Genomic DNA, 25904 nt, shown 5'->3' on the forward strand with positions numbered 1-25904 from the left:
GAAGCATGGTAATATGCTTTCAACTATATGGGTGCTCATATTTGCTCCATATATAGCTTTCAAAAGGCTGGTGGTCGTTTATGTACAATCTTTTAGTCTAACCCTAGATAAGAGCACATCTAAGCCGTGCCTAATCAGCTATCCACATAAACCCGTCACTTTAGGCGTACATTTACGGCACAGAAGGATGGATTTAAACATGTCACAGGCGGCGGTCGCGAGGTCACTAGGCGTAGTCGAAGATTGCATCACGTATTGGGAGAACTACCGGAGTCAGCCGAAAATCTCATATTATCCACGCATAGTTGTGTTTTTAAGATACTCGCCATGGCAGTTTGATACGAGTACATTGAAAGTCAGGCTGAAACAATATCGATACCGACACGGGTTGAGCTATAAGAAATTCGGAATGATCTTCGGAATGGACGCTGCGCAAATAAGGAAACTTGAAGAAGGAAGTGTCGTTCCGTTCCGCAAGACGATTGCAAAACTAGAACAGTTGTCAATAAACCGCCTAATATGAATCTGCAGCTTCCAATTGGTCCACAGTAAACCAGGTAACATCGAATAGCTAGAATTTGGCTCTGCTTGCTAATATTGGAGAAGTTTTAAAGAATAGATTAATTGAAGTCGATGTAAAGATAGCTCTGCCGATTTAACATCTTACAAATGGAAGATCCTGCTCAAATGTCCAGTGTCTTTCATTTTGATCCTTTACAAATGAGATTCATTCTGTAATTTATTTCTGTGATTTTTTCCCCAATCAGCTAGTGTATTTACAATGGGCATAACTGTCTTAGCATATTCAGTTGGCTCATAAGTAACAATAACAGGTGTAGCTCCCGCTTCAACTTTACGAACTATAACACCATTTGTTTCCAAATCCTTCAACTCATTTGACAACACCCTAGCAGAAATACCTTCCACGGCCCTCTGTAATTCATTAAAGCGATTATATCCACTAGCGATTCCCACTACAATGCGCAATTTCCACTTACCTCCTAGAACATGCAGAACATCCTCAATAGCCTTTAAACTTTGAGAACAGGCAAAACTTTTGAATTCGTTTTTATCGTTTTCACTTTCCATCTACATTATGCAACTAACCTTTATGATAGTACTAACCTTTTGGTTACAACTTACTTTATACAAGCAAATATACATAATTTTGCTTTATTAACTGAAGGCTGTTCCCGATGTATTAGTGACTGATTCGCATATCTATGATACTGAAATTAGTTATAGGTAATTACTGCTGATCATCTTTTAACAACGGAATGTTAAAAGATTGTATAAAATGGTAAACCAACCACAAAATCATAATACTTAATAGAATTAAAATGAATGCAACAAAAAAAGTACTCTTGATCAATGCACATTTAACCTACCCTAATCGGTCGGAGGGATTATTAAATCAGGCATTTCATCAAAAAGCAAAAGACTTTTTCCTGTCAAAGGATTTCGAAGTTTTAGAAACTAAAGTTGAGGATGGATATAATGTGGATGTAGAGGTAGAAAAACATCTGGCAGCAGATATCATCATTTTACAGACCCCAATTAATTGGTTTAGTGCGCCTTGGATATATAAAAAATACGTGGATGAAGTTTTTGACGGCGGATTCATTAAAACGACATTCTTTGTAAATGACGGCAGAACACGTCAGGATCCGACCAGACAATATGGAACAGGTGGAAAAATGATGGGAAAGAAATTTATGGTTAGTAGTACGTGGAATGCGCCACAGGAAAGTTTTGGCAATAGCGATCAGCTTTTGTATGAAGGTAGAAGTACAACTGATGCCTTAATACATATTACAGCGACTTATCGTTTTTGTGGGGTAGAAACTGTGCCGGATTACAATTGTTTTGATATTTACAAAGATGGCGACATCTCAGGCACATTAGAAAGGTATCCCGAACATTTAGAAAAAGTTTTTGGTTTGTCTTAGTCATATCAATTCAGTTCTGCACATAAACAAAGTAATACTTAGATTGGGGATTATTCCATATATGGCCCCAATTTCGCTGAACGTGGTCATTCCTCATTCATACTAATTATTTTAGTTTTAAAGAAGGGGTTTAAATAATTTAATATCTCCATAAGCCTGCATCAGGAAAGAATAGATTCGAAAGGATCAAGTTGGACACCACAGACCCTCTTTACAGTCGATAAAGAGGGTTTTATTGTGAGGTTTTGGTGACTTCAATACTTCTCTGGAGGAAATGGATTTTGAAGACATTTTGACTGATGATATAAATTTAGGACATTTATGGAAAAATATCAAACAAATTTGGATATCTAATTCTTGGCAATGCGTACGGATTTGCATTCAGAAAAGCTAAATAGGGATCTTTCTAATAGGATCGACTGCTCATGGAGCTACAATTTGTTTGAGAAAGAATAAACCTTTATGAAACTTTCCGATAGGTTTCTGCTCTTTTCAACCTTTAATTGTGAAAGAAATTCAGTGCCTCTTTTTTTGACGTGGCTTTTCCATTTTTAAAATTTTACTTTAAATATGAAAGTGGAATTTTAACCTATATTTATCGCCATTAATCTATCGCGTAGTTTGAGAAATTACAGTTTGAATAAGCCTATAACACAATTCCCATTTATAGAGGTGTTTAAGTTAGAAGAATTGCGTGCTGGTACTTTCGATCATTATCAACGGTTTAATTTCCATCAGCTGCTATGGAGTACGGAGACCGATGGAAGTATCACTTTTAGTATTGACTTTAATGATTTTGAAGCCCGTGGCTCTCAGGCCGTCGTCATTTACCCATACCAGAATGTCAAAATTGATCTCACTGATAAGAAAGGGTATTTGTTTTTAATCCATAACGATGTATTCTTTGGGATAAATCAAAAGATAGGCTCAGATTACCTGAATGGGTTTTTTATCAATCAATTGGTATCGCTTGATGGTAAAAGTGCCTTAACAATGAGATCCATCGTTGATCTGCTGTTAGCGGAGTATAGCAGCGACAATAGAGCGTTAATGATGGAAAGCTATATGTTTTCGCTTTTATTTCATGTGTCAGCAATTTTTGATGAAAGCCCAAGGCTCAGGGAGTATGTGGACTATCCAGTTTTCGGAAAACTGATGAGTCTGATCGAAACGCATTTTATTACAGAAAAAGGAGCGGCATTTTATATCAAAGAGTTGAATATTTCTGCCAAAAAGCTCAATCAGATCTGCGAGAGTATCACCAACAAAAAGTTAAAGTATCTGATCCAGGACCGCATTGTTCTGGAAATTCGAAAGGAATTGCATCTCGGCAAAAGGACCATAAAGGAAATAGCATATGATCTTGGGTTTACCGAACCCTCCTATCTTACCCGTTTTACAAAAAAACATACAGGCCTGACCCCCAAAGAATTTGCAAAGCAGTAAAGTCCTTTTTTTGGGCTGGAAAGTGTAATTTTTCCCCATCTCTGTTACGCTATATTTGCGCTGTAAGTAAACAGAAACGGAAAAGTACACTTCAAGACTAAAATGAAAAAAGCCTCCTTAGTAGCCTATCTGAAAACAAAGCGTGTTCTCTTTAAATTAGTTGGGATTTTCCTGATTGCATCCGGATTAGTTTTGGCCTTTGCCTGGTCAGCAGGTCTAATTGGAGGACGCATTACCACCCGAACATTCCTAAAGGATACACCCAAAACATACCTTGCAGGTTACCGCCGGGCCCACGGAAAGGGAATCTGCTTTGAAGGCACTTTTCGTGCGTCCGGTAAAGGGGTGCCATTTTCGATCGCAAGGGTTTTTGCCCAACAGAAAGTTCCGGTTACAGGCCGTTTCTCACTGGGTAGTCCAGATCCCTACGCTCCTGACAATTCCACCCGAACAGTAAGTATGGCCCTGATGCTTACTGCTGATGACGGGGAACAATGGCGAATGAAACTGAACAACGAACCTTATTTTGCTACCCGCGATACGGAAGGTTTCCTGGAGCAAGTGGAAGCATATAAACCTGTCTCCAACACAGGTGCTCCCGACCCAGCTCGGGTAGCGGCTTTCTTGAAAAAACATCCAGAGGCTCAGAAATATGTAAAATGGGATGCTACCGCACCCTGGACCCGCAGTTTTGCCGGGGCTCAGTACAATGTTATTAATTCGTTCATCTTAATTGATGCGAATGGTAAAAAGCAGGTAATACGCTGGTCTATGCGTCCACACGCAGAATTTACTTCCTGGAGTGTCCGTCAGCGTAAACAGGCCAGCCACGACTTCCTGTTTGAAGATTTGAAAAAGCGTCTTGAAAAGGGGCCGCTATACTGGGACCTTGTGCTGACTTTGGCCGAACCAGGCGACCCGGTAAATGACCCATCACAGGTTTGGCCTGAAAACCGCAGACAGATAGTGGCAGGCACATTGGAAGTGTCCCATGTTTTTGACCAGACCAAGGGTGGTTGCAGGGATATTAACTTCGATCCCACCCGTGTCCCCAAGGGAATTACTCTTTCCGATGATCCGGTTCTGGCAGCCCGGGCCGGCATTTATTCTCATTCGCACAGCGATCGGGTACGCGAGATCGGGTATGGTAAGGCCACGGATGCAGTAGGCAAACATCAAAAAGATAACGCTGGCAACAAGTAATCATGGCTAAAACTAAAAATATCTCTTCCGCTCCGCCAACGCATTTCAATATTACAGCCCGAATATTACACTGGCTGATGGCATCGATGATAATTACCATGATATTCGTCGGATTGGGAATGATGACATCCCTGACGTGGAGACCCTGGTTGCTGGACCTTCATATTCCATTAGGCATAGCTATACTGTTGTTGGTCATTATCCGGTTCATAAACAGGCTAAGCTTTGCTGTACCAAATATGCCCGCTGGCATGTCCAGTTTTCAGTCAAAAGCGGCAGTAATCCTGCATTGGGCCCTGTATGGCATGATGCTGGCTTTGCCACTGACAGGATGGGCACAATTGTCCGCCGCAGGTTTTCTGGTAAAGCTGTTTCCGGGTATGAACCTTCCCTCAATCCTCCCACAGAGTCCATTTTTATTTGCATGGTTGCACGATGCCCACAAGGTGATGGCCTGGATGCTTTTCTTAATGGTAACAGGGCACCTTTCCGCAGCATTGTTACATGCATGGGTATATCGTGACGGCCTGTTTTCGAGTATTACGTGGTCAAGAAAAACAATTGATAGATCTGAACAATCTCCTGCTGGAGGGGCTGAATCATGATAAAAAAGTAAAACCTGGGATGAATGACTGGGTAATTTCTGATTTTCTAAATTGAGTTGAACTCAGCAGCCGCTGGTACGAATCAATGAGCGGCCACTGTTCAATCATTTTAAAGCCGATAAGCCGCTTTCAGAAAGTCTTTAACAGATTCTGGCTCTCTTCCCAGGATCTGCTGCAAATCAGTAGAATGCAAGTCGAATTCACCCTGGGCAATGGCTACACATATAGTAGTTATGCCCTGGATTGCTTCATCAGGAAGGCCGTAGCTTTTCAACTGCTCAGTAAATACTTCAGCTGATGGAGAAACATACTGTATGGTTCTACCTGACAGCTCACTAAGTATTCCTGCAATATCTTCAAAAGAGTATGCCACAGGAGCACACATTTCGTAAATCTTATTTTCATGGCCTTCCGAGGTCAGAAGATTTGCAGCCGCTGCTGCCAAGTCCTTGCGGCTCACAAAAGAAGACTTTCCATCACCGGCAGGAAGGAAGATCGTGCCCGTTTCAATCACCTTGTCACCGATGAACATTGGCAAAACATCAGCATACAAGCCATGTTTTAAAATGGTGTAGGTAAGCCCTGATTCTTTAATCAGATTGTCGGTTTTCAAGTGTGCACCAGAAACAAAGGCGATCGGCGAGCTTCCGTCTTCGGATTTGCGCTGCACACTAGTATAAAAGATATGTCCTACCCCTGCTTCAACGGCAGCTTTAACAACATTTTGATGCTGGGCAAAGCGGTTAGGGATATCGCTCGATGAGACAAAGTACAGCTTGTCAACACCTTTAAAAGCAGCTATCAGCGAATCATAATCTGTGTAATCGCCTTGAATAACGTTGACACCTTTGCCTTTCAGGTCTTCCACTTTTGCAGGGTCACGAACCAGTGCAGAAATATCTTTTGCATCTACCTTTCCCAGCAGCTCTTCTACCGTTGCTTTACCTAAATGTCCGGATGCACCGGTTACTAATATCGTACTCATAATGTTATCTGTTTTCGTTTTATTTCTGCATAATTAATACATTAGCATTCTAAAAGATAGCAGTTAACTAAAAGTAGCCAGTTACCTTTAGGTAGCCAGCATTACAGAAGATATGAAGAAGAGAGACCATACACAATGTACCGGGGCGCTCTTGCCCATCCGCGATGCACTGGAAGTTTTGAGTGGAAAATGGAAGCTGCAAATTATCATTGCTATCTCGGCAGGCAACAGCCGTTTCCGTGAAATCGAGCGGGCTGTAACAGGGATTACCTCCAAGGTCTTGACAAAGGAACTCAAAGACCTGGAAGAACACCAGTTGATCAAGCGCACAGTCTACACAGGCACACCGGTACTGGTGGAATACACTTTGGACGAATATGCAAACAGCCTGGAACAGGTAATTGTTTCTTTAAATGATTGGGGGATTGGCCACCGTAAAAGGCTGATGCAAACCGGGCAGGTCGAATTGGTGGCATGATATACTAAGAGGAGCCGATTTAAAACATTTTCCAAGGCCATCATGAAAAATATGCAGCATTCCAATCCGACTATGGCTAGTACTCAAAGATCTGATTGATCAAGTAATGAGCCAATTCCAAAATTGGTTTCCCCAAAAACATACACCGATTTTACGAACTCGGGTAAACGACAAATGAGAGAAAGAGCCGTGGATCTTGGCTAACGGATGCCCATCCAAAATTAAAGAAACATGCATACGTCTAAAATCGGAAAGCATTTTGATTGGTAGGGGCAGATCTGACTAGGAGCTAACTTACTGCAACGACAACTTTACATGTAGTATCCCGACAACCTAACTCATGAGACAAATGAACGAATGGGCCTAGACTCGGCCCGGCAAGGGGCAGATCCGGGGGTAGGCCAGAAGGGCTAAGCGAGCGTTATCGCAAAATTGCCCCGGAAGTCAAGGAAATTTATGAGAAGAACAGTCGGAGTACCGATGAAGTCAGAGAAATGTTCAAAATAAAAAGTCAGCCTACATTGTACAAAATTTTAAAGTACAGTGGTGTTGATATTAAGGGTTTTTTGAAGAAGAGACGATAGTGCCGTGGCTTTTGATACGGCGGCGTGGCCGACTAGGCCGTTGCCGTACAAACTTGTACTTTAACCCAAGCTAGCAAACGAAGGCCAGAGATATCTGATACGATTAGCCAGGATTGCGGTTGGTATCTGCGTAGCGGACACTACCTCGAAATTTCGTTCAATAGTGAACGCTTTAAAATTCCAAAATCTATCGTTTGAGCGTTTAAAGGAGGATTGACTGTATTGGCAGACTATTTTTCCCTCAGTATAGACCTGATCATAAATAACCCAAATTAAAGTACTTTATCCTACATGTTTTCTTCTAAAAACAATCTTTTCCTTACTATTATTTTTTGTTCCCTGACCACATTTTGCACAGCTCAAATTAAGTCGTTGAATGGCAAGGAAATTTTGCCAACAGCAATAGACGCCTTCCTGAAAAAGGAAATGGCGGCCGGGAGTATTCCCGGGCTATCGATCGCTATCATCAATAATGGCAAGGTAGTTTACAGCCGCGAAATGGGGCTCGCCGACATTGAACAACAAACAAAGGTGACTCGTCAAACGCTTTTTGAAGCGGCATCTTTAACCAAATCAGTTTTTGCCTATTATGTGCTCAAGCAGGTAGAGAAAGGATTGATAGCACTGGACACCCCTTTATATAAATACATGCCATATCCCGATATCGCTTACGATGAGCGGTACAAACTGATAACAGCGCGAATGGCACTTAGTCATACAACAGGCTTCCCAAACTGGCGCGATGATGAAGTTCCAGACTCACTAAGCACCAAGGTTAAAAAAGGCAGTCTGTACTTGAACTTTCGACCGGGCACCCAGGTGAGCTATTCAGGAGAAGGATTTCAATATTTGGCTAAAACAATCGCCCATCTATTAAACACTAACCTGAGGGGCTTGGGAGAGATCATGAATAAAGAGGTTTGCACATCACTGGGAATGACAAATTCCACTTTAATAAGAAACAATTATGTTGACCAGTTCAAGGCGAGCGGATATTTGCGCAATGACGATGGTTCCAACTGGAAGGGTGATTTTGAAACTTTTGATGAGCTTAATGCCGCAGCAAGTTTACGTTCAAATGCGCCAGAGTTTGCTAAATTCATGATTGCGCTAATAAATAATAAGGGGTTGAAAAAACAATCTATGAATGAAATGTTGAAAGATCAGGCGTATGATGATCCTCCATCACATACAGCGGCAAAAGGGTTAGGTGTGTTTATCCATCATACATCAGCCGGTGACCGCATTTCGCATAACGGGAACAATCAAATTTTTAATGCTGATTACATCATGTATCCTGATAAAAAGAGTGGCTTCGTCATCTTTATTAACAACAACATGGAGGAGCACATCATGCAACATCTCGAATATTTTTTTAAACATGGTCAAGAATATCCGGTAAAGGATGCTGATATCCTTATTGATGTAAATAGTTACGTTGGCGAATATAAGAGTTCAGATCCAACAACACCTAATTTCGTTTTTCTTACGGAAAAGGGAAAGTTATTTCTGTATGTTAAGAATAATCACAAACGAAAATATGAGCTCCACCCTGCCGCAAAAGATGACTTCTTTCTTAATGAGGTCATTGCCAAGTTGGTTTTCATAAGGGATAAAAATGGGATGATAATCGGTTTTGAAAAAGAACAGCAATCTTTTTATAACGAAAAGTTTCAAAAAATAGATTAGTTTATCTTCCAGCATTGACAGCGCATTAGCTTCTCTGAATTGCAAGCCCTATGTAAAGGCATTTCCGAAAATATGAACCAATTATGCCTTATTGTATTACTTTTTTGATTGCATTTTGTTTTTGCAACCCGGTTAAAGCACAAAACAGGAAACCTACCTACAATCCACCACCAATAGCGCTTAGAAAGCTTAATGAAGGGCAGCTTAAGGCGGATTTTGGCACATTAGAGCATGCGCTTGTCGAAACATATGGCGGTATCTACCGTCTGAGCGATAGCATTCATGTCCAAAAAAGGTTCGATAAATATCGCAGACAGTTAGCGATCATAAATGACCAGGCTGACTTTATTTCACTATTGACAACGTTAATTGCCAGTTTCAGGGAAGGCCACATGAAGGTGGAATATGATGATGAGACCAACAATCTTTTAAAGACCTCGAAACTTTTCCCCTTCACTATTATGGTAGAGAATGAGAAATTGAGAGTGCTTTATAATGAAACTGCGGAAGACCAGTCAATTACCCCAGGCATGGAGATTCTAAGCATTAACGGCCATCAGTCTGGGTCGCTTATTAAGGCAATGATACCGCATATTTCAGCTGATGGATATGGCTATTCACACCGGAACAAACGGCTCGCTGATAATTTTTCTCAAAACCTGTGGCTATATTTTGGTCAGCAGGACCGGTTTAATATAAAAGCAAAAAACAGCACGGGTAAGGTGATCATTACTAACGTAGTAGGGGTAACCGACGCGCACCGTCAAATCAATAGACTTTCAATTGTTAACCTGCAAGTGAGAAAAGGTGTTACCCAATTTGAAGGTCGGGGTCCAAACGTATCTTTAAGCTTTACAAATGAAGGTAAAACTGCTAACCTGCGGATTCAGGGATTCAAAGGAAAAGAATTTGAAAATGAGTTGGATAGTGTTTTTAGAATTGTTGATCAAAAAAATACTAAGACACTGATACTTGATCTGCGCAGCAATGGTGGAGGTGAGGATGTTTATGGCGCAGCACTTGTTTCGCATCTTACATCAGCACCTTTCAGATATTTTAGAAAAATACAAATGCGGACAATTAAACCTTCATTTGGTGGGTGGAGCCATGATCTGCTTAATATACTAGACACAGGCACAGTTACAGACCCTGTCGATCGACATCTTCTTACCGGTGCAATAAAAGCCGGTATTAATATACAACAACCATCTTCAATAAATTTCAAGGGGAAATTGTTCGTTTTGACAGATGGTTATACCTTCTCTACCGCCGCAGATGCTGCCGCTGTGATCAGGCAGATCACTACCGCGATCTTCATTGGGGAAGAAACAGGTGGAGGCGCGGAAGGGAATACTTCGGGCATATTTTTACAAGCTAAACTGCCCAATTCTGGATTGAAGGTAATAATACCTTCCCTATGCTATTGGAATGCAGTTACCGTCCGTAAAAAAAATAGGGGTGTTTTGCCCGATCATCCTTTAATAAACAGCGTAACTGATATATTAGAAAGCAACGATAGGCAATGGAAGTATGCCGCTGCATTAGCCTTAGAATCTGATTAATGATGATCCATGAACCCCTATCATTTCCAACCTAAACATTGACAATACTCAAAACAATGCAACGGGATTGGCATGGTCACAAATCTCATTAGGAAGAGCTTGATCAAACCCCTGTTACTTTTCGTTCAATCTTTTAATATAACCCCTATTTACAGAAAAATACAGACTTCAATTGCTCAATGATGAGATGGAATACGATAGCAAAAATTGTTTTGCAAACGAACCCGTGGCGCTTTTCTCACTTTCTTTTAGTTTTAACCCTAATTTATATTAAATTGGCAATTTTCAATTCTTTTTAAACTAACATGACAAATAAAGATAAGTTTTTAGCAGGGTATCATTTTACTATAAATGAAGACTTGGCACAGTTTGAGTACTACTATGACGATCAGCATGATGAAGGGCAAGGGATGATATTTCATTATAGAGGGGAAAATTTTTAGTGAGACAGATAGGTATGGCTATACCTGGCAATGAAAGCTTTACAGTTGTTATAAAAGGATTATTGGTTGGTCACCAAGAAACAATATTTTATTCAGATTTAACTTTTAAATCCCAAAAGATTAAAGGTAAGTGATTTGTTTTCAGTAAAAATTATTATCGTAACCAGTACTTATCGGTTATGGGTCAAATCAGGTGACGTTAGAAAAAGAAGTCATTACAATTAATAAATGATATTCCAATTAAATATAATGATGTCAAGATCAGATCATTGACATAAAAGAATATATTTCCATTTAATCAAATCCATGATGTTAAAAAAAATTATGTTTGGATGTCTTTTAGTAGTTACAGGTTGCAAAACCAATGATCCTACACCTGATAAAGATTTCGTTTTGAAATTTATAAAAGAAAATCCTGGACGGTCAAGTATTAAGTTAGTGAGAAATGATACGCTATTTGCGTTGCACAACGGTGATAAAATGATGCCTTTAGCAAGTACGGCCAAAATTATTCTGGCGATTGAGTATGCAAGACAGGCCGCTGCCGGAGAAATTAATGCAGCTGAAATGGTTCCTGTCGCTGACTTAGAAAAGTTTAATGTTTCCGGCACGGATGGCGGTGCCCACGTAAACTGGCTTTCAGCCGTTTCTACAAAAATAATAAATCAAAAAATAAGTATTAGGGAAATCTCCAAGGGAATGATCCAGTTTAGCTCAAATGCTAACCAGGAATGGCTGCTTGCGAAACTCGGACCCGAAAAAGTGGAAGCTGAGCTAAAAAATTTAGGAGTTAAAAATCATGATAAAGTGTTTTATCTGGCTTCATCACTCTTTGTGGGCAAGGAGGCATTTCCGGGTTTAAAGGGTAAGTCGCTTGCCGAAAAGCTTCGTGGCATGAGCAATTCTGAATATTTAATTTTTATCAATTTGATTCATAAAAAATTGCTTGCAGATCCATCATACAAGTCTGATATAGGAGACTTTGGTATGGATGTTCAAAAAGTTTGGTCAGACCGACTGACTGGTTCTACTGTAACTGAGTATGCAGGCATTTTGAAAAAAATCAATGACCGGAAATTTTTCAGTATGGAAGAGCAGAAGTACCTGGATGAAGTAATGGAGTACCTATTGGAGAATCCTGCTAATTCGGATGTATTTGAACATATTGGAATAAAGGGAGGTTCAACTCTATTTGTTCTGACAAAGGCAGTTTATGCTACTGACAAAAAAGGAAACAATGTTGAGTTTGCTTACTTCTTCAATGATCTTTCGAATGAAGAAAATAGTCGTTTGCAGGTTGGTATGAATTATTTTGATCAGAATATTTTATTAAAGCCAACGTTTGTGCAAGAAGTTAAGGAACAAATTTACAATTGAATTGAGAAGATAATTTGTGCTCAACTGCTGGATACAGAACCAAAAGAGACTTAACAAAAGTTAGTGAGAATTCAGATGCCGATATATTTAATAGAGATATGATCGTCTCGTTATTAGTGTATTATAATTTAGAAATGCAGTAATCTATTCTCATTTTTTTGCAAGAATTTTAAATATCCTCATTCACTTCTATCAATTATTCCAATGTCTACTAGCATAAAAAAATAGCTTTTCAAAAGTAAAGTAGCTTTGCAAAAAAATTAGATAAAATGTCAGAAATGAAAATTTTATTAATGGCATTGGTCACCCTTGTATTCGTTGCTTCTTGTAAAAAAACGAACGACCCAACACCTCCGTTTGCAGAAACAAAAATTGATTTGACCACCCACAAACTAACATCGTTTTCTGCAATAACAAGCACCAAGTATTTAGTTGTTTTTGAATCCGGATTAGGCAACTGAGGTGGATCCAAAAGAGGCACACATTTTTGGATCCACCTAATTTATAATGTGGTAATAAAAAATAATAAAAATGCCCTCCATCTTTAAAGTAGAAAAAGGACTTTGGCTTTTTGGTTCATTTTACAGTCTCTAGCCATCCGTTTAGATAGCTATGTTTAGGAATAATTTGTTCTTGATCTATTGGTCACCATTAACAAAGGTGTCGGTAGAATACTATAATGATTATTTAGTTTTCTTGATTATTATAGTATGAGCTGAAATATTTAATGGGGGTCCCCCGCCGTTAAGCTTAGCCTCAATTTTTCGGGTTCCGCCTACCTGTTTTAATAATTCCCGATTCTGAAAGCCTAAATCAAATTCCGATTCTACATTACCTGCTGTAACAATCAGGTTTGCAGTAACCTTTGAATCATGTGGCAAAATAACTTCCACAAGTCTCCCGGCAGACTCGATGGTACTTGGCTTGATCTGAGACAAAGACGAATATTCAACAGAGACATCTGATGCCATACTTGATGCCTGCACCGGACCCGCTATTTCCATTAAGATTATCCTTGAAACCCATGATTTGGCTACTACGGAACCACTAATATTTGAAATCCGAATCAGCTTAGGAGCACGAAATTCTTCTTGAAAGGATAAAGAGCATGTTTTTGGCACTCTAATAACATAGGAGGCTGCCGCTTCTGACATCTTTTTAATATCTAAAAGATTTTCTGAAACCTCTACGTTTAGGCCAGTACCGCTCTCTCCGAGAAGATTTTTGTCGGCCTCAACAAAGTTCGACGCAGTAATAGTTACACTATCTTCATTAGTACCTATAATTTCAACATCACTGTTGTTAAGTGAAATATTTATTTGACGAGCACTTGAAGACTTGAACGGAAAGGTATGAACCTGGGCAATAGCTCCCAGAGAGAGACAAAGAGGAATTAGCAATGAGATAAAGTTTTTCATAATGTAAGTTGAAGTGAATTTAATTTAAAAGCGCAGGCATTTCTAATGCGTTAATGCTATGTTCACCTGTGCTTCGTATTGCCGTGCATTTGCACAAAGGGTTCAAGCAATTCCTTCTAATACAATGGCGATGATAATTTTCATATTAAAAGCCTTTTATGTTTAATTAATTGCCGGGTAATGATGGGGGGGAAACGTTTGAGGTATCGTCATTTTTAACCGACTTTTTGTTCTTTTTCACAGCAGCACCACGCAGTTTCCCAAAACTATAGTTTAAATAAATGTTGAACCTGCGATAAACAATATCCTGCTGTATAACCTGCTTATAATGCGGATCTGAATAATTGATTTTGTAATTAAGATATCTTAAATAAGGGTTACTTACCGTACCTCGGATGGTAAGTTTTTTATTGAATAAGCTTTTAGCCAGGCTAAAGGAAGTATAATAATATGGACTAAAAGTTGATTGCAAGGCTATTCCCGTTTGACTGTAGTACTGAAACTCAAAGCCCGCTTTCCAGTCATGATCCGTTTTGTAACTCAGGTTAATGTTGGTGCTACCGAACATTGCGTTTTTAATATAGTTCAGCCCATCAATCATCCCGGTCAGATGTACCCGACTGATCTCCGCAAAAGCATTCAGGTTTAGGCGCTGGCTAAGCGGATAATTAACGCTTATGTAACCCGAGAGCGTAGCGTTTTTGCCCAAATTGCTGTAAGTGTTATTAAGTACTCCGTCTGCTCCTGATAGGCTTATGTATTGTAAAGAGTTGTTAGAAAAAGTGTAACCTAAGCCCGCATTAAGAGAGCCACTGCCGGACGCACTATAACCGAAACTGAAGGTATGGTTTAACTCTGGCCGCAGATTGGGGTTGCCATAGCTAATAGAAAAGGGATTTTGCCGGTCGATAAAAGGGTTTAGCTGCTTAATGCCCGGCCTACTGATCCGTTCGGTGTATCCCCAATTAAGACTTGTTGATTTGGAAAGCTTTTTTTGAACGGCAATGGCAGGAACTATCCGGTTATAATTGGGAATATTCACGATACCAACTGATGAAAAGTCAGCCTTCATCGAAGTCATCTCCCATCTTGCTCCTGCCTTAATTGTCCAGGAATCCAGCTTAAATTGGTAGGAGTTATAAGCTGCGTAAATGTCCTGATCGTAATTAAAACCGTTTGCTGAGCTGTTGTCTGTATTAACAAAGGTGGTTACATAATCACTGAAGTTATGCCGGAGAATACTTTTAATACCTGCCTCTATGTCCACACGCTTTAGAGGGTGGGTATAGTCCAGTTGTAAGGTGTGTTCTTTAGTGCCTGAAATGTTTTCCTGGTTATAATCGTCAATATTCGAATTTACCTGCTGAGATGCGGTAAACAGGTTAAGCCGGTTGTAGTCGATATCGCTATACCGATAGGAAAACGAGAGCAGTTGCGTTTTCTTTCTCTTAAAACCCCTTTGGTAATCTACGCCCAGGTCATACCCATGTTGGGTGTTACGAGCGTCCTCGTCTGATTGATAGCTGCTGTTCGTGTTGTCTATTTGGCGGGTGAAACTGCTGCCCCGGCGGTGGTTGAGACCATTAGCATAGTTAACAATCGCGGAAATCAGGTTCAGGCTGTCTAGCTCATAACTATACTGGGAATAAACAATGCTTTGATGATTAATGGTATGGGCCCTACCCTTCTGGTCAATGGTGGAATTAACCGGGCTAATGTTTTGCCGGGAGATAGAAAAAGGCGTTTGCGGGGTATTGTTGACGTTATAGCCTCCTGATACAGACATGGCAAATTTGCCGCTTTTAAACGTGACATTTGCATAGTTGCGTGGCCCGTTGGGGAACTTATACTGAAAGCCGAGATTAGCACTATAACCATCGAGTTTTTTTCTAACGGTGATCACGTTGATGATGCCCGCTAATCCCTCACTATCATATTTCGCGGGCGGAATAGTGATGACTTCAATACTGGCTATACTGCTTGCCGGCATCACCCTAAAAATATCCGCAGGGCTATTTGCAACTAATGATGACGTACGGCCATCTATGAGTACCTTAAAGCTCGAACTGCCTTTTACTTTGATATCGCCGTCGGCATTAACCGATACCAACGGGACCTTAGCCAACATATCCAGGACAGTGCTGGTTTTATTATCCGGATCGCCCTGCACATTGTAAACCAGCCGGTCCACTTCCTGCTTAACCAGTGGTGATTTGCCAGCAATAACCACCTCTTTTAGTAGCTTCGGATCGGGTTCCAAATAAACTTCCGGCAGGGTAACTTCACCGCCATCGGCAACCGGGGCCCGGTATACGTGATAGCCCAACAATGCTATCCTGATGATATGCGGTGAGTTATCCTGAGTGCTGATCTGGAAACGACCGGTAGAATCGGTAAGAGCTTGCCCTACCAATTGCAGATCAATACTGCGTAATAGCTCTACCCGGACATCACGTAGTGGTTGCTGATTGTCCATCGCCAATACCCTGCCGCTGATCCCAATTTTTGCGTTGGGCAATTGCCCGTTAGCTTCTATCAGGATATTTTGATCTATCTGCCTAAAGCCAAAGCCCGTATTACGCAGTAACTCGAAAAGCGTCCGTTCAATGGTACGTCGAACCGGCGCCAGGTTCAGTCTGTCTATCTTATCTATATCTGCCTTACGATAGAAAAAGCGCAGCGTGGTTTGCTGTTCGATCTGTTTAAACGCGTCTGTTAACTCCTGTTGTTTCAGTCTTACGGTCACCTTTTCAACGGTCATATCCTGGCCATGTGTTGGCACTGCCAACAATAACTGTAGCGTGGCAAGGAGTAAGGCGGTAATAAGGAAACTGACGCGCATGAATTGTATTAAGTTTAATCGGTATTGCTGTGATTTACTAAAAGGGGGAGCATAATACATCCCCTCATCCTGCATTTTTGCAGAAATTTCCATACTTTTAAATGTTTTAAGTGATTACCAAATGATTTAAAGCTCCGGTTCTCCGGAAACCTGTAAGCTGATAGCCGTCGGCTTGCAGGTTCTATTTTTACTGTTTAGACTACCTTGAGTATAAATCAGCCTTTCTTTATTATTTTATTTCTCGTCCATTTATTATCGTTAATTACATCCGGCTCCATTAATCATAATGCTGCCGTCTGCTTTACTTTGATAGGTAGCGTCGTTAAAAGCGCAGATCACCTTTAATATTTTATCCAGTTTTTCACCTTTAAGGGCTGTACCTGTAAACCGGCAGTTTTTCACTTTATCATTGCCGAAATTTATTTTAACATTAAAGTGTTGCTCTAACTGCGAGGCTGCTTCGGCAAAAGTAATGTCCTCAAAATGCAGTTCGCTTTTCTGCCAGGCAATAGCCTGTTTGGCATCTACTTCAGTTTGAGTAGCCATACTATTCAATATGTTAAAGCTGATCTGTTGATTAGGCGTGAGGATTCCTAATTGCTTATTCCCGTTAGCGACACTTACCTTTCCCCGGATTACAGTTACTTTAATGGTATGGCTGATTTTATCCTCCTTAATATCAAAAGCCGTCCCCAAAACAGTAGTCACTACTTTTCCTGTATGTATAATAAAGGGTTTGTCTGCAATATGTTTAATATCGAAATATGCCTCACCGGAAAGATAAACCTCTCTTGTTTTACCATTAAATTGTGGGGGATATTTTAGTTGAGAACTGGCATTAACCCAAACTTTACTTCCATCGGCTAAGGTGATTTGCTTTTGTTGATTTAAGGAAACTGTTAACGCGGTTAACTGTACAGGATGCAGACGATTTTGCAAGGCAGGCCACTCCAGGTACAGCGTAGAACAAATAGCTAACACTGCTGCGACGGCAGCAAGGCGCCGCCATAAATGCTCGCGTTGCGGCATAACAACTACTTTGGGTTCGTTAGCCTTGATGCTATCCTGTATCTTGCCAAATACATCTGCTAGCCATTGATCCTTCCGGCTTTGATTAAAATACTGCCATTCGGAACGGGGATTATTGTTTTCCTCCAGCCAGCTTTCCACCAATCCATTTTCTTCCTTTGAAGTTTCGCCTTTCAGGTAACGATCCAATAAGGTTTCTATAATATTTCGGTCCATCTTTATAGAAATTTAACAGTAGTCGTATGAACTACCATTTAGTACTATAAGAAAATGAAATATTATTTAATTAAGGAGTAAACAGCGGCTTAACGCAACCACCAAAGTAAAAGAATTGATACGGAAATGGCTGATACTGATTTTCTTAGGTGTGACAATGCAGTGGATAGCTGATTTTTTACTGTCTGCTCTGATAATTGAAGCTTTTCCGCAATTTCCGGGATGCTTAGATTTTCCTCACGGCTTAACTGATATATATCTTTTACTCTTGGAGATAGTTGATCGAGCGAATTTTCAATAGTTTGCTGAAGTTCTTTAGCGGCTATTTTCTGTTCAATGCTAGGCTGATAGGCATTTGCTAATGATTGCAGCATTGCTGCATATTCTTCACGGGTAATATTCCGACGTATTATATCGATAATACGATGGCGGGTAAGGGTAAACAGGTAGGTTTTTAAATTAGAAGTGATTTGCAACCGTTCCCTGTCTTCCCAAAGTTTAACGAAAATGTCGTGGATTATATCTTCGGCATCTTCCAGGTTAAATAATTTTGATGCTGCAAAACCTGCGAGACTTTTTGCATAGCGCCTGTAAATCTCGGCAAAGGCTGTTTTATCGTCACTTTTTAAAAGATGAGTCAGCTCAATATCCGTTGAATGTTGTGTTTCTGGCATTTTAGTTTAGGTACCAATACAATAATCTACCGTCTCCTGAGCAAAACTATTGAAGTAAAAAGAAGTAGTATTAATAAACAAAATAATATGTCTGAGTTGATAACAGTCTTTCACTTACCGATGAAGGACGCTTTAACTAGTTTTCATATAAATACTGAACCAAAACCTTAAATCCTCCAATATGCATTGAATGGGCCATTTTGTATATTGATATAATACTTTTTTCGTCCATTTTCGAACAATGAAGAGCAGTGACGGACGTTTTTCTAGGCAAAATCGCCGTACGTTTTGTAGTAGCGGCAGTTCTAATATTTAATTGACCAAATCACTGTTTTCCACGTGCCCCTATGTAAGCATCAAGGACAAGTTTGCTAATCCCTAGCATCTCACATATTTTTTGACTGACGTTTTTTTAGCTTTTTAAAGCTGAACGACCATTTGTAGTTTATCCACATTAAGTGTTATAGGTACCCTCTTGATCTGCCCGGTATGGACACAACCCTATCAAAGTTCGCCTTAGATCAGCCTTCAATCAACTATGAGTTGAGTGAACCGTGCAAATATCGGAAGGCATTTTCAAAAAAGTTTGATGACGCTAGCAACCCTCAAAGTAATTTCTGTGCTATTATGACTTGCTCGCGGGGCTTATGAAGCTTGCCCTGTGGTGAAAGGCGTAGCTGCCAGGTTACTGTTCCTTATGATGACCTCAAAGTCTTCGATGACAGCGCGCATGAGACAGCGAAATATGGCGAGCGTTGCAAACAGACTGCAACCGAAACAATGTATGTTTTTTCAAAAGTGAAGATCTAAGCATACTAGGCATACATTACATATTAACCTGGTAGCTAAACCATTTTATTGAACCAAAAACATCACTTGTAATCCAGCATGCAATGATTTTGCTTGTAAGCTTGGCCTAATACAAGTTTAATTTAACCACCGAATAATTAGCCGCCAAGTTCATATAGATAATTTTTATATGGCAGCTCTGGCAATCTCTTCTGGCTGTCGACCAAGAGGTGTATTTGCAACAAACATTTTCTTATACTCACTGCCAGCAGCAACGCCCGTTCTGCTTACCCCTCCAGTCTATGTGACGCCCGGCAAGATAGAGTTGATAGCGGCTCTCGATGAAATAACGATTTCTTTGTCGAAAATACTTGGGGCAAAAACGTTCACTGGCCGCATTAAACAACCCAGCTAATAGCGTCGTATTCGGAATGAATCGGGTATTTGCGCCGACGATGTCACAGATAACTCAGCCACCATTGCTGGCGGTGGCCTTGCTTATAGCGGTCAAATTTTTTGCAAACAGGATAAAGTGCGATAATAATGGCGATCCAAATCAGATATACGACCGGCAGGCTAAAACCGAAGCCCTTCAAATCGATCTCAAAATCGTGCTGGACTGCGGACTTCCAGCCGTAACCTGTCAACTGGGCGAGTACCATGCCCAAAATGCGGATGGTGTAAAGATGCAGGATATAATAAAAGAAAGGTACCCGGCCGAAAACGCAGAAAAAGTCAACCAATTTGCCCTTCCACTTTTCGGAATTTGCCAGAAACAGGAAGGTAAATGTAAGTGTAAACAATAAATAGCAGAGCGAAGGCGGATATTTGTTGACGTTAAAAAACGACATGAATGTCCTGTCCGTCGTATGTAAATGTATCCAGGGCACCGGATCGCAATATACGTTTGCCCATCGTATCACTATAAAAAGGAAAACGCTGCCTAGCCCTATCAGGTTAAAGAGCTTCTGCCGATATTCGGTTCTAAAAGATGACTGATAAAACTGTCCGAAATAATAACCCAAAGACATCACGGCGATCCAGGGGATGATGGGATAAACAATTGTGAGCGTAACATTTCCGCCCAGAATCTTAGTTGAATAAACCTCATGCGATATCCCCCACCAGACTGTGCTCAAATGAACGCTGTCCAGCAAATTATGCCCAGCAATCAGCAGAATTGAGATCATGAAAATCACATTTAGAGGTAAATGTATAAGTCCGGCCAGAGCAATCATACTCACGCCTAAAACCCAGATCACTGCCAGGTCTATGTTGGTGAATTCCACATTGAGGTACCAGGCGAAGGCGATGACCGTAAGCTCCATAAAAATCAGCCACAGACCACGCTTGATCAAGAGGGCAGACAAATCTGCTTTCGCCCGGTGCCTGCCCGACATATAGGCCGAAACCCCGGCCAGAAAGCTGAAAGTCGGCGCGCAGACGTGCGTCATGATGCGCGTTAGATACACGGGCAACGTTGCATGCTCGGGATTGCTGATATCAAAAAATGCGGCTGAATGGTAAAAGTAGTCGCGTGTATGGTCAAGGGCCATCAGAACCATTACAAACCCTTTCAAAAGGTCGATAGATTTTATACGGGGATTAGTTAGCGAGTTCATATAGAGCGGTTTATCTATAAAGACCTGCCTTATTAAAATATATTCATTACAACTTATTGAATGGTAAACCAAACTGCGGTAAAACCGTATTGCAGGCTTCCCTCCGTGCATTTTTGACTCTGCCGTTCGAATCAACGACTTGATCGCTGCAAGTCGAAATGCTTAAATCACAGTAGACCGATAATCTACCAGCCCGTTTTGCTAATTGAACCTAATTACATGGAAAAAACATGATTCGGATGCCTACCCTCGTGGACAGAAGTGCTTCCCATCAATCTCGACACATATGCTGTTGAAGGAGACATTACGCCATTCTACCTCAAACCACTAATCGGCATTACTGGCTGGACTGGCGAACCACTATGCAAAATTTATACAGATATGGACTTTAAAAAATTCTATTTGCGTGGTGAAGAGACTCACCGCTTATTGAGTTCTTGGGTGACCTCAACCTTAAAGCGAGATGGCGAGTATGAAATAGTCATACAAGGATTCGATGATTTCCGTAGAGCGAGCCAGCTATGCCGCCAGGTCAAAGACTAATACAGAATCTTAGCTAATGCATCTCTCACTATACGTTCTGACCTCATCACAAGAGCATATTTTCTCACCTACACACGACTATCAGTTAATATGTTCGGGTTTAGCCAAAGTGCAATCAAACGTGCACAAGAAATATTTAACTGTACTATTTCGACTTCTGACAGAGAATAAGTCATGAAAAGCGCGTGTTGGTCATATTTCATTTTAACCACCGAATTTTTAGACAGCCGCAAGCGGTTACAAAATTCGATTTAATTTAAATAAGCTGTATCGACTGACCCAGTAGGTCTCACCTTAAGGTGTCCACTGGATTATTCTAAGCAATAATCCAGTAGACAAAATCAATGATGACTATGAAATACAAAAAGACCTATTGTTGCGATCGCATTATACCCTGTGAAGAATTGTGCTTTGAAATGGAAATGGCAAATATCTCCATTGTTTTACTTCGGCCTTTAAGCAGGTTCTCCCCAACCGACCTTATTGCATATGTGGCCGGAAGCTGAAGTATTTTAGCCAGGTCTTCCGATACCAGCAGGTCAGCATCAAAATGGTTGCAAAGCCCCTGGATCCTTGCGGATGTATTGAGGACGTCGCCTGTAAAGATGATTTCTTTTTTCAGCGACCCGATCTCTCCGGCAGTAACCATTCCTGAATGCAGCCCCGCTTTGAATTCCGGCAAAAGACCGAATCTACTGTTGTACTTTTCAGCCTGATGTTCCAAAGCGCGTTTCATTGCAAAAAAGCACTCGATACTGTTATTATTTTTTAACCCGTCTTTCAGTTTCCAGCAGATGATCATCTCTTCACCGGCATATTGATAAATTGTGCCGGCATAGTCAATAACAGCTTCTGAGAGATCGAAGAAATATTCTTTTAACATCTCGAAGTAACTGACATGGCCCAGATTTTCGGCAATTGTAGTTGAAGACTTCATATCCAGGAACATAAATATCCTTTCTTCTTCAACAGGATGATGGTATTTTCCTAAAAAAAGTTACTCAGTGTACCCACTCCAATGCTTTGGCTAAATTCCGCGTAGAATTGTGTAATCACAATGATTGAAGCAATGTATACCATAATACCAATCAAAGCATAGTCGGTGAAAAACGCCCAGGCCGGAGATACCAGGTTCTTTAAAGAATATACGTTATATGTATATGCGGTGTTGATGACAGTAATAATGACAAGGAACAGGATAACAATTACCAGATAAATCAGGGATTTGAAGATGATCTTTTTAGTGAAACTCCTTTTAATAAACCACTTACTGAAATAACCGATTTCCAGAATCCCTGTCAATAGCCCCATCATCAGGCCTGACGATGGGAGTAAAAAAATGTTTCTTGCAAAATTGTAGTCAACGCCCGTAGAGGGATAATGGTCCAGGTTTCCGATAATCCCTTTTTCCAGCATGGCATAGATTAGGCTGAAAATAAACCATAATACACCAAAAGGAATGACACGGGCAACATTTCTTCTGGTTTTCGGTGACAGCATAGATCTAGACAGGTGAATTAGCTATCAAAATAACCTAAATTCTAAATATAATGAACCGGTAATTTACCATTCTGGATTACAGGATTGTTGAAAAAATCTTTCTCTTATCATTCTCATGGGAATTTCGGGTTGTTGAAATCCCTATATACTAAAAATGGCTATGACAATCACAGGTTTGGCTACGTTCGGCTGATTTGTAAAGCGGACATTTGTTATGAACAAAAATCAAAAAAAATGAAAATTGTTATAACAGGTTCTTTGGGACACATCAGCAAGCCACTTGCTAAGGAGTTGGTACAAAACGGTCACGCAGTAACTGTGATCAGCAGTAATCCTGACAAACAAAAAGATATTGAAGCGATAGGCGCAATGGCAGCCATTGGTTCAATCGAGGACGTCAGTTTTCTGGCAAAAACGTTTACCGGTGCCGACGCGGTTTACACGATGCTTCCGCCGTTTAACTTTCAGGAAAATGCCAATCTGGATGCCAGGGAAGAAGCGCGCAGGCTCACAAGCAATTATGTCGAGGCGATTCAGCAATCGGGCGTAAAAAAGGTCGTTCACCTCAGCAGTATAGGGGCTCATACCGACAAGGGAAACGGATTGCTTGCCTTCCATTTTGTAGCCGAGCAGGTTTTGAAGCAATTACCTGCAGATGTAACGATCACGTTTATGAGGCCGGTGGGTTTCTACTATAATCTGTATCAGTTTATGGATATTGTAAAAGGGGAAGGTTTTCTGAAAGGCTTTGTAGGGTTGTTCCTTACGGTTCGTCACTATGGCTTAACGGGTTTGCTGCAGGGGAAAAAGGGGCTTATTGTATCCAATTACGGCGCGGAGGACAAAATGCCCTGGGTTTCACCTATGGATATTGCAGCTGCGATCTCAGAAGAACTGACATCGGCTTTTAAAGGGCGCAAGGCACGCTATGTAGCCAGCGAAGAGCTGACCTGCAATCAAATTGCAAATATTCTTGGTACTGCCGTTGGTAAACCTTATCTGAAATGGGTAACCATCAGTGATAAACAAATGCTGGATGCGTTACTAAAATATAAAATGCCTTTAAGCCTGGCGAATGATATTACGGAAATGAATGCCAGCCAGCGTAATGGCGGGATCTTATTTGAAGATTACTACAAAAACATACCGACCATGGGCAAAGTAAAAATGAAAGATTTCGCTCAGGAATTTGCAGCCGTTTACAACTCAAAATAGGTTAGATTAGTAAAAACATGGAACCTTATCAAATTAAAACCATCAGCCGATACCATCAGGTTTTGGGGATAGCCAAGCCGGAACATCCGCTGGTGAGTGTCATCAGCATGGATGATTTCAAACCACCGGAAGGGAACAGCCGGATCAGCGTTGTATTTGATTTTTATCTCATTTCGCTGAAAAGGAATTTTGAGGGTTCGATCAAATATACCTATGGACAGCAGGCCTACGATTTTGATGAAGGTGTCATGTTTTTTATTGCTCCCAAACAGGTGTTTTCATTTGATGCCGATCAGGATTATAAAAATTCAGGCTGGATTCTGCTTGTCCACCCGGATTTTTTATGGGGCACACCGCTGGCAAAAACGATCAGGCAATATGAATTCTTTGACTATTCGGCGAATGAGGCCCTTTTTCTCTCCGAGAAAGAAGAGACAACCATTGGCGGTATTGCGCAGCTGATCAAACAGGAATATCATGCCAACATCGATAAGTTCAGCCAGGGCCTGATCGTTGCACAAATTGAGCTGTTACTCCAGTATTGTGACCGGTTTTACAACCGCCAGTTTTTGACCAGGAAAATAAGCAGCCATCAGATCCTGACCCGCGTGGAAGAAATACTCGAGGGATATTTTAACATGGATGACCCAATCCAAAAAGGATTGCCAACCGTACAAATGATTGCCGATACTTTAAATATCTCACCCACCTATTTAAGCGCATTGCTAAAAGCATTGACCGGCCAAAGTACGCAACAACACATTCACGAAAAGCTGATCGAAAAAGCCAAGGAGAAACTATCCCTCACGGACGTGTCGATCAGCGAAATCGCCTATGCGTTAGGTTTTGAACACCCACCTTCTTTCAGTAAATTATTTAAGAGTAAAACCAATCTTTCGCCCCTGGATTTTAGGGCTAGATTTAATTAACCGACATATCCATAAAATGATGATCGATCTTTTTGCTGCTCTAAAATCCAGAAATGAACCCTTGTTTTACTTTGGACTGATTTGCCTTTTAAGCGCTGTTTTAATGTTGCTGATTGCAAAATTCAGCCATGTTCAGATCAATGGGGTCAACACCTGGTATAAGCCTTTTAAATTCGCCTTGTCGATCGGTACATTTTGCTGGACGATGGGCTGGTATACCGGGTATCTTGAACTACCTGACCAGGTCAGTACATTTAGCTGGACTACCATCACACTATTGGGGTTCGAGTTGTTTTATATCACTTTTCAGGCTGCTCGTGGTCAGTTATCGCATTATAATATCAGTTCATCCCTTTATACTTCGCTTACCGCAGCCATGGCTTTTGCAGCCATGGGCGCCACTTTGTATACCGGCTATATCGGCATTTTATTTTGTACAGTTCAATTTCCCGAACTCCCAGGCTATTACCTGTGGGCTATTCGAATAGGCATATTTTTATTTGTCATATTTGCGTTTGAGGGTGCTATCATAGGTGCCAATGGTTCACATAGTGTTGGCGGTTCGGGTGATGGCGATGGTATACCGCTGCTTAACTGGAGCCGTAAATATGGCGATCTGCGTATCGCACATTTTGTGGGAATGCATGCTTTGCAGGTATTACCGCTAATGGCTTATTATTTGCTCAGGGATATTAAATTGGTTATAATTTCAGGATTAGTTTATGGGGCTTTGGCGCTCTTCTGCCTGCTACAAGCACTTAACAGCAAACCGTTATTAAGTTTTTCGCAATAATAATAATGCCAAT

General features: G+C 40.8%; 23 protein-coding genes. 14 read left to right on the top strand and 9 right to left on the bottom strand.

Annotated features, from left to right (window positions below; all coding sequences use genetic code 11):
- Positions 1-199: 199 nt before the first annotated feature.
- Positions 200-523, top strand: a complete 324-nt coding sequence (locus MUK70_RS10735; RefSeq protein ID WP_234658542.1) for a helix-turn-helix domain-containing protein — start codon at positions 200-202, stop codon at positions 521-523.
- A gap of 191 nt (positions 524-714) precedes the next feature.
- Here MUK70_RS10735 and MUK70_RS10740 read toward each other — a convergent pair whose 3' ends face one another.
- Complete coding sequence (locus MUK70_RS10740; RefSeq protein WP_234658543.1) at positions 715-1089, bottom strand: winged helix-turn-helix transcriptional regulator; 375 nt, start codon at positions 1087-1089, stop codon at positions 715-717.
- Positions 1090-1340: 251 nt separating this feature from the next.
- Here MUK70_RS10740 and MUK70_RS10745 point away from each other — a divergent pair, with 251 nt between their 5' ends.
- From MUK70_RS10745 to MUK70_RS10760, 4 genes are all read left to right on the top strand, one after another.
- A complete protein-coding gene (locus MUK70_RS10745; RefSeq protein WP_234658545.1) occupies positions 1341-1949 on the top strand; it encodes an NAD(P)H-dependent oxidoreductase in 609 nt (202 codons plus the stop codon).
- A 672-nt stretch (positions 1950-2621) separates the two neighbouring features.
- A complete protein-coding gene (locus tag MUK70_RS10750) occupies positions 2622-3395 on the top strand; it encodes a helix-turn-helix domain-containing protein (RefSeq protein ID WP_234658546.1) in 774 nt (257 codons plus the stop codon).
- Positions 3396-3497: 102 nt separating this feature from the next.
- Positions 3498-4598, top strand: a complete 1101-nt coding sequence (locus tag MUK70_RS10755) for a catalase family peroxidase (protein WP_234658548.1) — start codon at positions 3498-3500, stop codon at positions 4596-4598.
- A 2-nt stretch (positions 4599-4600) separates the two neighbouring features.
- On the top strand, positions 4601-5203 hold the full coding sequence (locus MUK70_RS10760; protein WP_234658549.1) for a cytochrome b: 603 nt from the start codon (positions 4601-4603) through the stop codon (positions 5201-5203).
- Between the two features lie 109 nt (positions 5204-5312).
- Here the strand turns inward: MUK70_RS10760 and MUK70_RS10765 are convergent, their stop codons facing one another.
- Entirely contained in the window at positions 5313-6188 is an 876-nt protein-coding gene (locus MUK70_RS10765; protein WP_234658550.1) for an SDR family oxidoreductase, read from the bottom strand.
- A gap of 112 nt (positions 6189-6300) precedes the next feature.
- Between MUK70_RS10765 and MUK70_RS10770 the strand changes: the two genes are divergently transcribed.
- The 6 genes from MUK70_RS10770 (at position 6301) to MUK70_RS10795 (ending at position 12782) form a co-directional block, all read left to right on the top strand.
- Complete coding sequence (locus MUK70_RS10770) at positions 6301-6666, top strand: winged helix-turn-helix transcriptional regulator (protein ID WP_234658551.1); 366 nt, start codon at positions 6301-6303, stop codon at positions 6664-6666.
- Positions 6667-7622: 956 nt separating this feature from the next.
- Complete coding sequence (locus MUK70_RS10775; RefSeq protein ID WP_234658552.1) at positions 7623-8939, top strand: serine hydrolase domain-containing protein; 1317 nt, start codon at positions 7623-7625, stop codon at positions 8937-8939.
- Positions 8940-9022: 83 nt separating this feature from the next.
- Positions 9023-10501 carry a S41 family peptidase gene (locus MUK70_RS10780; RefSeq protein WP_234658553.1) on the top strand — a complete coding sequence of 493 codons (1479 nt, stop codon included), beginning with the start codon at positions 9023-9025 and terminating at the stop codon, positions 10499-10501.
- A 305-nt stretch (positions 10502-10806) separates the two neighbouring features.
- Entirely contained in the window at positions 10807-10944 is a 138-nt protein-coding gene (locus MUK70_RS10785) for a hypothetical protein (RefSeq protein WP_234658554.1), read from the top strand.
- Between the two features lie 306 nt (positions 10945-11250).
- Positions 11251-12321: a serine hydrolase gene (locus MUK70_RS10790; protein ID WP_234658555.1), complete on the top strand. Its 1071-nt coding sequence runs from the start codon at positions 11251-11253 to the stop codon at positions 12319-12321.
- Between the two features lie 278 nt (positions 12322-12599).
- The gene (locus MUK70_RS10795) at positions 12600-12782 is read left to right on the top strand and encodes a hypothetical protein (RefSeq protein ID WP_234658556.1); all 183 of its coding nucleotides are present in this window, start codon (positions 12600-12602) and stop codon (positions 12780-12782) included.
- A gap of 222 nt (positions 12783-13004) precedes the next feature.
- Here MUK70_RS10795 and MUK70_RS10800 read toward each other — a convergent pair whose 3' ends face one another.
- The 7 genes from MUK70_RS10800 to MUK70_RS10830 all read right to left on the bottom strand — a co-directional run bounded on the left by MUK70_RS10800 (position 13005) and on the right by MUK70_RS10830 (position 22954).
- Entirely contained in the window at positions 13005-13739 is a 735-nt protein-coding gene (locus tag MUK70_RS10800; RefSeq protein WP_234658558.1) for a hypothetical protein, read from the bottom strand.
- 166 nt (positions 13740-13905) lie between these two features.
- Complete coding sequence (locus MUK70_RS10805; RefSeq protein WP_234658560.1) at positions 13906-16674, bottom strand: outer membrane beta-barrel family protein; 2769 nt, start codon at positions 16672-16674, stop codon at positions 13906-13908.
- A 165-nt stretch (positions 16675-16839) separates the two neighbouring features.
- Positions 16840-17826 (bottom strand): FecR family protein, encoded by a 987-nt coding sequence (locus MUK70_RS10810; RefSeq protein WP_234658562.1) that lies wholly within the window; start codon positions 17824-17826, stop codon positions 16840-16842.
- Positions 17827-17915: 89 nt separating this feature from the next.
- Positions 17916-18500: an RNA polymerase sigma-70 factor gene (locus MUK70_RS10815; RefSeq protein ID WP_234658563.1), complete on the bottom strand. Its 585-nt coding sequence runs from the start codon at positions 18498-18500 to the stop codon at positions 17916-17918.
- 1247 nt (positions 18501-19747) lie between these two features.
- Entirely contained in the window at positions 19748-20911 is a 1164-nt protein-coding gene (locus MUK70_RS10820; RefSeq protein ID WP_234658564.1) for an acetyltransferase domain-containing protein, read from the bottom strand.
- 913 nt (positions 20912-21824) lie between these two features.
- Positions 21825-22391 (bottom strand): adenylate/guanylate cyclase domain-containing protein, encoded by a 567-nt coding sequence (locus tag MUK70_RS10825; RefSeq protein ID WP_234658565.1) that lies wholly within the window; start codon positions 22389-22391, stop codon positions 21825-21827.
- Positions 22392-22441: 50 nt separating this feature from the next.
- On the bottom strand, positions 22442-22954 hold the full coding sequence (locus tag MUK70_RS10830) for a hypothetical protein (protein ID WP_234658566.1): 513 nt from the start codon (positions 22952-22954) through the stop codon (positions 22442-22444).
- Positions 22955-23188: 234 nt separating this feature from the next.
- On the opposite strand from MUK70_RS10830, the gene MUK70_RS10835 reads away from it, so the two are divergent.
- The 3 genes from MUK70_RS10835 to MUK70_RS10845 are packed head-to-tail and all read left to right on the top strand — an operon-like array spanning position 23189 to position 25891.
- Complete coding sequence (locus MUK70_RS10835) at positions 23189-24169, top strand: NAD(P)H-binding protein (RefSeq protein WP_234658567.1); 981 nt, start codon at positions 23189-23191, stop codon at positions 24167-24169.
- Positions 24170-24186: 17 nt separating this feature from the next.
- Positions 24187-25098, top strand: a complete 912-nt coding sequence (locus MUK70_RS10840; protein WP_234658568.1) for a helix-turn-helix domain-containing protein — start codon at positions 24187-24189, stop codon at positions 25096-25098.
- 16 nt (positions 25099-25114) lie between these two features.
- Positions 25115-25891: a hypothetical protein gene (locus MUK70_RS10845; protein WP_234658569.1), complete on the top strand. Its 777-nt coding sequence runs from the start codon at positions 25115-25117 to the stop codon at positions 25889-25891.
- The last annotated feature ends 13 nt before the right edge of the window (positions 25892-25904 follow it).

Source organism: Dyadobacter chenwenxiniae, assembly GCF_022869785.1.
GTDB classification, from domain to species: domain Bacteria; phylum Bacteroidota; class Bacteroidia; order Cytophagales; family Spirosomataceae; genus Dyadobacter; species Dyadobacter chenwenxiniae.

Excerpts from the sequence above, each read along its gene's own strand:
- MUK70_RS10840 (WP_234658568.1), top strand. The coding sequence starts at position 24,187 with ATGGAACCTTATCAAATTAAAACCATCAGCCGATACCATCAGGTTTTG.
- MUK70_RS10785 (WP_234658554.1), top strand. The coding sequence starts at position 10,807 with ATGACAAATAAAGATAAGTTTTTAGCAGGGTATCATTTTACTATAAAT.
- MUK70_RS10760 (WP_234658549.1), top strand. The coding sequence starts at position 4,601 with ATGGCTAAAACTAAAAATATCTCTTCCGCTCCGCCAACGCATTTCAAT.
- MUK70_RS10805 (WP_234658560.1), bottom strand. The coding sequence starts at position 16,674 with ATGGAAATTTCTGCAAAAATGCAGGATGAGGGGATGTATTATGCTCCC.
- MUK70_RS10745 (WP_234658545.1), top strand. The coding sequence starts at position 1,341 with ATGAATGCAACAAAAAAAGTACTCTTGATCAATGCACATTTAACCTAC.
- MUK70_RS10755 (WP_234658548.1), top strand. The coding sequence starts at position 3,498 with ATGAAAAAAGCCTCCTTAGTAGCCTATCTGAAAACAAAGCGTGTTCTC.
- MUK70_RS10810 (WP_234658562.1), bottom strand. The coding sequence starts at position 17,826 with ATGGACCGAAATATTATAGAAACCTTATTGGATCGTTACCTGAAAGGC.
- MUK70_RS10845 (WP_234658569.1), top strand. The coding sequence starts at position 25,115 with ATGATGATCGATCTTTTTGCTGCTCTAAAATCCAGAAATGAACCCTTG.
- MUK70_RS10795 (WP_234658556.1), top strand. The coding sequence starts at position 12,600 with ATGAAAATTTTATTAATGGCATTGGTCACCCTTGTATTCGTTGCTTCT.
- MUK70_RS10815 (WP_234658563.1), bottom strand. The coding sequence starts at position 18,500 with ATGCCAGAAACACAACATTCAACGGATATTGAGCTGACTCATCTTTTA.
- MUK70_RS10800 (WP_234658558.1), bottom strand. The coding sequence starts at position 13,739 with ATGAAAAACTTTATCTCATTGCTAATTCCTCTTTGTCTCTCTCTGGGA.
- MUK70_RS10780 (WP_234658553.1), top strand. The coding sequence starts at position 9,023 with ATGCCTTATTGTATTACTTTTTTGATTGCATTTTGTTTTTGCAACCCG.
- MUK70_RS10740 (WP_234658543.1), bottom strand. The coding sequence starts at position 1,089 with ATGGAAAGTGAAAACGATAAAAACGAATTCAAAAGTTTTGCCTGTTCT.
- MUK70_RS10825 (WP_234658565.1), bottom strand. The coding sequence starts at position 22,391 with ATGAAGTCTTCAACTACAATTGCCGAAAATCTGGGCCATGTCAGTTAC.
- MUK70_RS10770 (WP_234658551.1), top strand. The coding sequence starts at position 6,301 with ATGAAGAAGAGAGACCATACACAATGTACCGGGGCGCTCTTGCCCATC.
- MUK70_RS10765 (WP_234658550.1), bottom strand. The coding sequence starts at position 6,188 with ATGAGTACGATATTAGTAACCGGTGCATCCGGACATTTAGGTAAAGCA.
- MUK70_RS10820 (WP_234658564.1), bottom strand. The coding sequence starts at position 20,911 with ATGAACTCGCTAACTAATCCCCGTATAAAATCTATCGACCTTTTGAAA.
- MUK70_RS10835 (WP_234658567.1), top strand. The coding sequence starts at position 23,189 with ATGAAAATTGTTATAACAGGTTCTTTGGGACACATCAGCAAGCCACTT.
- MUK70_RS10735 (WP_234658542.1), top strand. The coding sequence starts at position 200 with ATGTCACAGGCGGCGGTCGCGAGGTCACTAGGCGTAGTCGAAGATTGC.
- MUK70_RS10790 (WP_234658555.1), top strand. The coding sequence starts at position 11,251 with ATGATGTTAAAAAAAATTATGTTTGGATGTCTTTTAGTAGTTACAGGT.
- MUK70_RS10830 (WP_234658566.1), bottom strand. The coding sequence starts at position 22,954 with ATGCTGTCACCGAAAACCAGAAGAAATGTTGCCCGTGTCATTCCTTTT.